We start from the raw sequence: 9,865 nt of genomic DNA on the forward strand, positions 1-9,865 counted from the left end.
GGATTTTAATAGGCGCTGCTGCCCTCATACAACCAAACTCGTAACAATGAAATCAACTGATCAATATCGACCGGTTTGGAGACGTAGTCAGAAGCTCCGGCACTGATGCATTTTTCTCGGTCGCCAAGCATAGCCTTTGCCGTTACGGCAATGACAGGCAATCGCTTATATCGTTGCTGTTGCCTTATTTTGGTAGTAGTTTCATAACCGTCCATATGCGGCATCATCATGTCCATGAGGACGATATTCGTTTCCGGATGCTTTTCCAGTACTTCCAGTGCTTCCAAACCATGGGTAGCGGATACGACCTTCATGCCGAATTTCTCCAAGGTTTTGGTCAATGAAAAAATGTTGCGTATATCGTCATCCGCAATCAATACCGTTTTTCCGTGTAAGACATCCTTCACGGCGAGCTGCAGACGGCCTGTCTTTGCGATGTCATCCTGCTGCGCCTCCACGAGATGCAGGAAAATAGCCACTTCGTCGATGATGCGTTGGTAGGAATAGGCGGTTTTGATGACGATGGAATCTGCATATTGCTTGATACGGAATTCTTCTGATGGGGAAAGGCTTTTGCCGGTAAATACGATGATTGGCACGTCTTCGAGGCCTGGGCTATGTCTTACCTTTTCAAGCAGGTCGTAAGCGTCTTTATGGGGCAACCCCATATCCAGAATTACGCAATCTGCCTCATTCTTCAATAGACTTGCAACGCTGTCGTCGATTGAGTGTTTCACGCTTGAGGACACCTGGAATGACTGGAGGAAATAAGCCAAAGCCTCAGCATGTTTGGCATTTTCTTCTACGATAAGTACCTTTTTCGGGCTCCTCGCCAATGCCACTTCCAATTTCTTGAACATTTCCCGCATGTGCTCAATAGCCACCGGTTTGCTGAAAAAGTCTACCGCACCGCGGTTGCGGCTTTCTTTTTTTGCCTCCAGCGAAGACATGATGTGTACAGGTATGTGGCGGGTTTTGGGATTCGATTTTAACTCGTCCATAACCTGCCAACCATCTTTTATAGGCAGTTTGATGTCTAGCAAAATGGCTTGCGGCTTATACCGGAGTGCCAGGTCTATGGCCTCGTCTCCCCGTACGGCAACAATGGTTTTATAATTTTGGCTGTGTGCAAACCGGGCCAGCTCTTTCGCAAAGCCGGTGTCATCTTCCACGATCAGCACGGTCTTGTCTTCGGCGGTCAGCTGTTCCCTATCGTCAGGTATGGGGTCGGGCACTACAGGCACCACATACTTTGATCCTTGCTTTGACTCGTTCCTGCTTTCCTCCGGGTGTAGGTCGGCACGTTGGGGCGTAGACGACTGTTGCTGGGGTTTCGCGATCGGCACAGTCAAGGTAAACACGCTTCCGTTGCCGAGCTCACTGCTGACTTCAATTTCCCCGCCCATCAGCCGGGCTAACTGACGGCTGATGGAGAGTCCTAGCCCAGTGCCGCCGTATTTCCGTTTCGTAGAGCCGTCTGCTTGTGTAAAGGCTTCGAAGACCTGCTGTAGTTTTTCCGCCGGAATGCCTACCCCGGTATCTTTCACAGTAAACCTGAATTGCGCTTCATCACGCGGGTCCGTACCTGCAAATAGTTTGACGTAGCCGGAAGAAGTAAATTTCAGTGCATTGGAAAGCAGGTTTTTCAATATCTGTTCCAATTTCATTTTATCAATCTCGATGGAAAAACCCTCGGGTAGCGGATTGACAACTTCCAAAGCGAGCCCTTTGTCCTCGGCTATCGGTGCAAAGGTGCTCTCCATATTATTGAGCACCTCCGAAACGGATACCTTCATGTACTCCACATCCATTTTGCCCGCCTCGATTTTCGACAGGTCGAGCAGCTCGTCGATGAGCTGTAACAAGCCGTTACCGGACTTGTAAATGACTAGGGCGGATTCTTTCTGGTCTTCCGTCAGGTTTTGCTCGGCATTTTCGGCGAGGTAACGAGAGAGTAGCAAGATGGAATTGAGGGGTGTCCGCAGTTCGTGCGACATGTTGGCCATGAATTCCGTTTTATATTGTGAGCTTTGTTCCAACGCATTGGCCTTCTCCATGATTTCTGCGTTTCGCTCACGAATGATGCGGTTCCTTTCTTCCAAGTCAAGGTTACTTTGTTGCAACTCCTCCTGTTGTACCCGCAGCTCCTCTTCGGAAGCCTGCAATTTTTGTGTGTGGGCTTCCAGTTCGGCATTAAGGTTCTCCAGCTCGCTGTGTTGGGCTTGCAATTCTTCGGCTTGCGTCTGCGTCTCTTCCAGCAGCTCTTGCAGCTTTTTCCGGCTTTGAGCGCCATAAATGGCTGTGCCGATGTTTCGCGCGGCAACCTTCAAAAACGCTAGATGATTTGAAGTAAAGGGTTGCAACGCAGCTAATTCAACAACGCCGATAGCCCTCCGTTCATGGAAAATGGGGAAGGCGACCACCCCACCTGGTTTGATACCGCCGATCGCATGTGATATAATAACCGATTCGTTGTCGACTTTTTCCAGCACAATTTCCTTTTGGTTCACCAAGCTCTGGCCGGCGATACCTTGGCCGGGTGTGATCTCTGTAGCTTTGTCCGGCTGTAGCGCGTATCCGCTCTGCAGGATCAGCCGGTCGCCATACAGCAAATAGACGGCCCCAGCTTTGCTGTTTGTATACTCGGTTAAAAAGTTGATGATGTCTTCGCAGATCGCTTCCACCTGTTTCTCTCCGACCATTTTCTCATTGAGCTCAGCCATGCCACTTTGAAGCCACTTGTTGTTTTCTAGTCGTTCAAATGACACGGCGAGCGACTCGGCCATCCTGTTTAACGATCCAGCCAGACTTCCCAGTGTGTCTTTTTCTTCGGAATTGATGCGGAGCGTGTAATCTCCCGACGAGATCTGGGTCGCTATACCTTCTATTACTTGAATGCGCTGTTGGACTTCGCGGTCTTTCTGCTCTAATGCCGAGTAGAGTTCTCGCCGCTCATTCATATCTCGAATAATTCGGATGTAAAAAATGACGGCCACAAGGATTGCGAGAAGAGCAGCCAACACGATCACTCCAGGTGTGTACCTGGCGAACCGATCCCGGATTTCGGTTCGTTTTTCCAGCAGCGCGTTGGCCTCCGAAATCATCTGGTTTGACAACGTGCGTATATCTTCCATATACGCACGACCGATTTCCATATCATTCTCATCGATGGAGCTCGTTTTACGCTTGGCGTCAATCATGATGTTCATGCGTTCGATACGCATGCTCAAGGCTTGTTTGAGCCGTTGTCCGGTTTCCGACTGCACAGGGCTGTCTTTGGTTTGGAGGATGGCATCGTCTATCAACTGATGTGACCGCTCACACGCTGCTGTAAACGGCTGCAGATACAATGTGTTGCCGGTAATCAGGAAGCCCCGTTGTGCTGTTTCGGCCTCCTGAATGCTTGACACTACCTGTTCAAGTGTGCGGGTTGCCTCATTGGTTTGGCGCACCAGCGTGGAATTCTCAAGCAACCTGTCGATGCAGATGTAAGAAACCAGCGAACTGATGGCCAGTAATAAAATCGATAGACCGAAGCCGATTTTCAGGTTTGTGTTTGCTTTACTTTTCATTACATTTGGGTGTGCCGGTCGTCAATTGTTGACCGGTAAACGGTAATATAAAATAAAAGGTGGATCCTTTTCCTAATTGGCTTTTTGCGCCATATCGTCCGCTGTGAAATGAGATTATTTCAGCGCATAAATAAAGTCCCATTCCCATGCCGCGGTATTCGGCCATCGATTGTTTGGTCCGGTAGAATTTTTTGAATAGGTTCGTTTGTTCCTCTGCCGTGATACCAATCCCTTCATCTGTCACCTGTACTTCAATTTCGTTGTTCGCCAGCCGGATATCCAATCGTATTTCTTTATGGCTGGGCGAATACTTCGCTGCATTAGAAAGGTAGTTCAGGAGTACCTGTTCTAACCGGATCATGTCTCCGCGTATAGTGACATCTGCATCGCCCGATCGGACGACCCGCCGATCCGGATGGCTTTTCTTGAAGATGTCCAATGCGTCTTCCAGCAGATCGTTGAAATTGAAATCCGAAAGATTGAAATCGAGCATTCCGGATTCTATTTTCGCCACATCCAGCAGAGCGGTCATCATGTGATTTAGTTTGTCTACCTGGTTATTGGCCTTGTTAATGAATTGGAAGGCACGCGCGGTCTTGTTGTCATGCAAGGCGGCTTCAGCAAGTTGGACGTATGCTTTTACTGAGGTAAGCGGCGTTTTAACTTCGTGGCTTACCATCCCAATAAATTGATCTTTCTTTTCTTCAAGGTCCTTTCGCTGTTCGATCTCGCTGCGAAGCTCCTGTTGAATGCGCGCCAGCTCGTTGGCCTGTTCCTGAAGCTTGATGAACGTCCGGATTTTGAGCACAAGAATGTCCGGGTCTACAGGTTTTACCAGGTAATCATGCCCCCCTGAAGCGTACCCCTTGGTAATGAATGCCTTGCTGACATTTACAGCGGAAAGGAATATGATCGGCAATTCGCTGGTTTTGCTAATACCCGAGATTGCTTCCGCAACTTCAAACCCGTCCATTCCAGGCATCTGCACATCGAGTATGATCAGCTGGTAATCGTTTTTCAATACCTTCTTTAACGCTTCTTCGCCGGACAGCGCGGTATCCACTGCAAGATCGTGCGAGTGCAGGATTTTCCGCAGTGCCGTTATGTTTTCGATCTTATCGTCTACAATCAGTATCATGGCAAAAGGCGGTTAAAAATAAACCTTTCTCATGAGGATTCAAAAATCGGTTTATCTACCGAAAACCGGTACTTCGTTTCCGTTTGAAACACATGCCCGGGAACGAGTAATGTGCTTGGGAAGTCCTGTTGGTTTGGTGAATCTGGGAAATGCTGTGTTTCAAGACAAAAGGCGCCGTACTTTTCGTAAGGACGACCGCGCTTGCCTCGGTCGCTTCCATTCAGAAAATTGCCGGAATAGAATTGTATGCCCGGTTCGCTCGTGCAGACTTCCAGACGTATACCCGTCTGCGGGGCGTACACGGTGGCTATGGGGTGCTCCCCCGGTCGCTGTTGCGGATTGATCACATAATTGTGGTCGTAGCCACCATTTCCGTTAGCGAGCTGTTCATTGGACTGCGCGATGTCCTGGCCGATAGCTTTCGGTTGTCTGAAGTCAAAGACCGTGCTGTCTACGGATGCCACTACACCTGTAGGGATCTGATGGTCATTCACCGGCAAGTAATGATCGGCGTTTATTTGTAGCAAATGGTCCAATACATCGCCACTGCCTTCGCCATTGAGGTTGAAAAACGCGTGATTGGTCAGGTTGACTACGGTCGGCTTATCCGTTTCGGCCCGGTAGCTGATGATGAGCTCATTGTCATCGGTGAGCCGATACTTGACCATCACGGACAGCTTTCCTGGGAACCCTTCTTCGCCGTCGGCAGATACATAATAAAAATCCACTTGTTTGTTAGCCACTGTGCGACTATCCCATATCTGATTGTGAAACCCTTTGGCTCCCCCATGGAGGGCATTGGGCCCATTATTCGGTTCGGTTTGGAACGTCTCATTACCTATGGTAAATCTGCCGTTTGCGATGCGGTTTGCAAAGCGGCCAATGGTAGCCCCGTGATAAGGTTCATTGGCCTGAAGGTAGGCTTGTATGCTGTCAAAGCCCAACACTACATCGGTTGGATCACCATGCTTGTCTGGGATCAGCAGGCTGACAATCCGAGCCCCGAAATCTGAGATTGCTACTGTCATACCGCGGTCGTTTTGCATGACCAGTAGGTGGGTGTTTTTTTCGGCTATCTGATAGTTGAATGCCTCAGGCCGTGGCAATTTGTACGGTGTTGTCATCAGTCAGTTCTTTTAGTTATCCTTATTGTACTGGTTCCTTCCGATATGTTGGCAATATATGCTTGGACTGTTTTACCGGTCTTACGGGCATACACGGCAGACACATGCTCGACCACCTCATGCACTTGGTCGGCTTTAATTAGGTTGATTGTGCAACCGCCGAAGCCACCGCCCATCATGCGGGCGCCTAGTACATTTTCCTCGTGGCGTACCGTGTCTACCAGGATGTCCAGTTCTTCGCAGCTTACCTCATATTGATGCTGCAGCCCGTCATGCGTTTCAAACATGAGCTTGCCGAACGACTTGAAATCGTTATTTTTTAGGTGATCACATGCCTTGTGCAAACGCTGTATCTCGGAGACTACATAATGGCAGCGTCGGTAAACTGTTTCATCTATTGGCTTAATATAATGGTCAAGCTCCTCAAGGGTAGCATCCCGGAGACTGGTGACTGCCGGATTGCTTTTTTGGATGAGGGCTACGCCATATTCGCATTGTTGTCGCCGCTCATTGTAAGCCGACGAAGCAAGGGAATGTTTTACTTGTGTATCAAACAGCACGATGCGAAGATCTGGGTTGTTGAACGGAATATATTCGTGGGAAAAGTCTGCGCAGTCCAGTTTGATCAGGTGTTGCTCTTTTCCGAATACACTGGCGAATTGATCCATTAAGCCGCACTTTACACCTACGAATTCGTTTTCAGCGGCCTGGCCTATAAGCGCAATGTCTAGTCGCTGGAGACCGAGTGCAAAGAGTTCGTTGAGGGCATAAGCAGTCGCACATTCGAGGGCGGCGGATGAGGAAAGACCAGCACCCTGCGGGATATCGCCACCGAAGACCAAATTAAAGCCCTTGAGTGCATGGCCGCGCTTGGACAGTTGATCAACGACGCCGAGGATATAATCAGGCCACAGCATAGGCGAGCGTTGCAAAGCCCCTAGTGACGCGGTATGGGCTTGGTCTTGGTCAAGTGAACGGAGGTTTATTACATCATCGTCCCGTTTTCCAATAGCTACAATGATGTTTTTGTCTATCGCTGCGGGAAGCACTAATCCGTTATTGTAGTCGGTATGCTCACCAATAAGGTTGACGCGCCCTGGTGAGCGGACCAGGAGGGGGGCATCATTAAACAGTTGAAAATAGCTATCATTTATTAAATCTTGGAGTGGGGCTGCTGTCGTTGTCATCGCTGTCTATAAAATCGAGCGCCTAAAGTACAAAAAAAAGCGGACTTTGTGGCTTGGCGGCCATATGATGTCGGCGGTCCCGTTTGAATTGCGCAACTCCGAACATTTGGTTAAGTTTGCGCCGGATATTAGGGAAGGGCTGCCCAAATGATATGATGAACTGGAAACAATTGTTATCTGCCAAGCGCTGGGGGTACGAGTCGCGCGCACTGAGCGATCCCCAGGATGCGCGTTCGGAATTTCAGCGGGACTATGACCGACTGATTTTTTCGTCGCCTTTTCGAAGGCTGCAAAATAAGACTCAGGTTTTCCCATTGCCGGGAAGTGTATTTGTACATAACCGGCTCACTCACAGCTTGGAGGTCGCCAGCGTGGGCCGGTCGTTGGGACGTATCTTTTACAATGAGATGCGCGGGGCAGACGGGATGGTAGACGAAAAATTCCCTTATTTGCAGGAAGTGGGCAATATCATCTCGGCGGCCTGCTTATCGCACGACTTGGGCAACCCGGCATTCGGCCATTCGGGTGAAGCGGCCATCTCCAACTACTTTACCGATGGAGCCGGCCAACAGTACCGGAAGCTGGTTACCGCGGCTGAATGGGCTGATCTCATACATTTCGAGGGCAATGCCAATGCACTGCGGATACTGACCTATCCATTTGCTGGAAAGGACGAACACGGCTTCGCACTTACCTATAGCACGCTTGCTGCCATCGTAAAATACCCCTGCGATTCAGTAGATGGGCACCAAGCGGCGCACCATCGGAAGAAGTATGGCTTTTTTCAGACAGAACGCCAGGTGTTTGATAAAATTGCGGGTGAATTGGGTTTAGTCAGCGATCCGGAAAATCCGGCAGTGTACAAAAGGCATCCGCTGGTCTATCTTGTGGAAGCCGCCGATGACATCTGCTATAATATCATCGATCTGGAGGATGCACACCGGTTGAACATCTTGTCATATGACCAGGTGGAAAAGCTGCTTCTCCCGCTTTGCGGTGATGGGGGACTTGAACACCGGCTGGAAAAGCTGGATGACGAGGATAGCCGTGTGAGCTTACTGCGGGCAAAGGCGATCAATACGCTGATCCATGCTTGTGCAAGCGTGTTTATGAATGAACAAACGCGGATATTGGACGGCACTTTTGACAGGTCGTTGATTGATGCCGTCGATAGGGAACTGCGTGATGCCATGCAACGCATTAGGACAGTCTCGGTGAAGCATATATATAATGCGCCTACCGTAGTACAGATCGAAGTGGCCGGATACAAAGTGATGGACGGTTTGTTGGAAGAATTTATCCCTGCGTACCTGAAACCGAAAAAGACGAAATATGACACGAAGCTATTGGCACTGATGCCGAAGCAGTTTCATGCCAAACAGGATGATAGCTACACAAAAATCCGTTCGGTTCTCGATTTTGTTTCCGGAATGACCGATTTATATGCGGTGGACCTATACCGGAAAATCAAAGGAATATCGTTCCCTTCACTCGATTGAGTGGTGAAGAGAAGTCTGATGCCCGGCACAAGAGGTTTTATTTAAAATGAAGTCAAATGTCTCAAATCCCGTTATACAATCCTTTTAAAGATTTCCGCTTTGGTAACCAAACGTGCTTCCTAAGCGGGCAGCCATTGGGCGAAGCCGGCGTACAGGCACCGGTTTTTCCTGATTGGTTAATGCGGAAGTTTGCGCTTGAAGACAAACCGTTTAAATTGCTCGATGAGAGTGTTCGGACATATAAGGAATTGCAACTGCCATGCGCCTCGGCGATAGCCGAACGGCTGGGCCAATTCGACCAGCGGGTCGAAGCAGCCTTTGAACAGGGGTATGAGGCGGTGAAAGAACTGGATGAGCTGTCCGTATTCCAATGGGTGGCAAGGACGGTATACGGTGTCGTGTTTAATGAGATTCAAGCGGGCATCCGTCAGCAAATGCGTACCGGGGAGCCGATGAACTTTTCGCAGGTGCTGGCACATAAGTTTAAAAACCTGCATCTGATGCTGCAATCACTGATTGTGCCAATGCAGTTTGACAACGGAGTACCCTACACGATTGTCGTGACGCAAGTGGACAATCCGGAGCATACATTCAGCTACCGCGATGAGATTAATACGCTGGTATATTCGCTTAGGATGAATGATTTCGGAATCATTGTATGCCTGCAAGACAACGGGACGAATAGAATCTACCATAAAGAATACTTGGAGAAGCTGGAAGGGCAGGTGCTTCACCCTATTCAGTTCGAGGAATTGTGTGCACGGATTTTCTATTCGGCCTACTTGTTTAACAGATTGCCGGAGTATACAGTGATGCCCACAGATAATTGTGTGTATATCGAGCCCATGCCGTTGGCTGATATGAGTATGAAGCCAATGTTCGATCATTGGCAGGTGAAAACGTTTGGGCAGGTGCTTGAGAATTTTTGGACCCCTTGGGGGCTTACGCTGTATGAGATCATAAAAGATCCCGAACATCCGGTCTCCTTTCTTTTGGGCGCTGATGGCAATCTGCTGCCGATGGAAAACATTGACCTTCCTAAAGGGTAATAAAAATTAATATTTATTTGGACTGTAGCAGGTATTTGTGTATCTTTGATGCCCTGCTTTTTTTCAGGGTTGTTCATTGAAGGAAGTATTGGTTTCGAACGGAAAGAGGTGCTGGTTAAAAACAAAATAATAAGGCTGAAAATCAGTAAGTCGTTCACTATTTTGGATCGGTAGTTGTGAGTTTCGAAAAAGAGTCTTACTTTTGCATCCCGTTTCTGAGGGATCGGGTTTGTTCATTGAAGTGTTTTTCCGGGGTTTAGTTGGTTGTGAGCGGGGTTTGGGAGCCTGGAAAAAAA

At 48.8% G+C, this 9,865-nt stretch carries 6 protein-coding genes; 2 read left to right on the forward strand and 4 right to left on the reverse strand.

The window, feature by feature from the left end; genetic code table 11:
• Nucleotides 1–5 precede the first annotated feature (5 nt).
• From ACFOET_RS00775 to galK, 4 genes are read right to left on the reverse strand one after another with little or no spacing between them, the layout of a single operon-like run.
• Entirely contained in the window at nt 6–3,572 is a 3,567-nt protein-coding gene (locus tag ACFOET_RS00775) for a response regulator (protein WP_379018548.1), read from the reverse strand.
• The gene (locus tag ACFOET_RS00780) at nt 3,562–4,710 is read right to left on the reverse strand and encodes an ATP-binding response regulator (RefSeq protein ID WP_379018551.1); all 1,149 of its coding nucleotides are present in this window, start codon (nt 4,708–4,710) and stop codon (nt 3,562–3,564) included. The genes ACFOET_RS00775 and ACFOET_RS00780 overlap by 11 nt, the downstream gene beginning before the upstream one ends.
• A gap of 29 nt (nt 4,711–4,739) precedes the next feature.
• On the reverse strand, nt 4,740–5,834 hold the full coding sequence (locus ACFOET_RS00785; protein ID WP_379018553.1) for an aldose epimerase family protein: 1,095 nt from the start codon (nt 5,832–5,834) through the stop codon (nt 4,740–4,742).
• Complete coding sequence (gene galK / locus ACFOET_RS00790) at nt 5,834–7,021, reverse strand: galactokinase (protein ID WP_379018555.1); 1,188 nt, start codon at nt 7,019–7,021, stop codon at nt 5,834–5,836. Before galK ends, ACFOET_RS00785 begins: the two co-directional genes overlap by 1 nt.
• A gap of 155 nt (nt 7,022–7,176) precedes the next feature.
• Here galK and ACFOET_RS00795 point away from each other — a divergent pair, with 155 nt between their 5' ends.
• The gene (locus tag ACFOET_RS00795; protein WP_379018561.1) at nt 7,177–8,520 is read left to right on the forward strand and encodes a deoxyguanosinetriphosphate triphosphohydrolase; all 1,344 of its coding nucleotides are present in this window, start codon (nt 7,177–7,179) and stop codon (nt 8,518–8,520) included.
• A 56-nt stretch (nt 8,521–8,576) separates the two neighbouring features.
• Entirely contained in the window at nt 8,577–9,569 is a 993-nt protein-coding gene (locus ACFOET_RS00800; protein WP_379018557.1) for a hypothetical protein, read from the forward strand.
• Nucleotides 9,570–9,865 lie beyond the last annotated feature (296 nt).

The sequence above is a fragment of the Parapedobacter deserti genome (assembly GCF_042646065.1).
In the GTDB taxonomy this organism is placed as follows: domain Bacteria; phylum Bacteroidota; class Bacteroidia; order Sphingobacteriales; family Sphingobacteriaceae; genus Parapedobacter; species Parapedobacter deserti.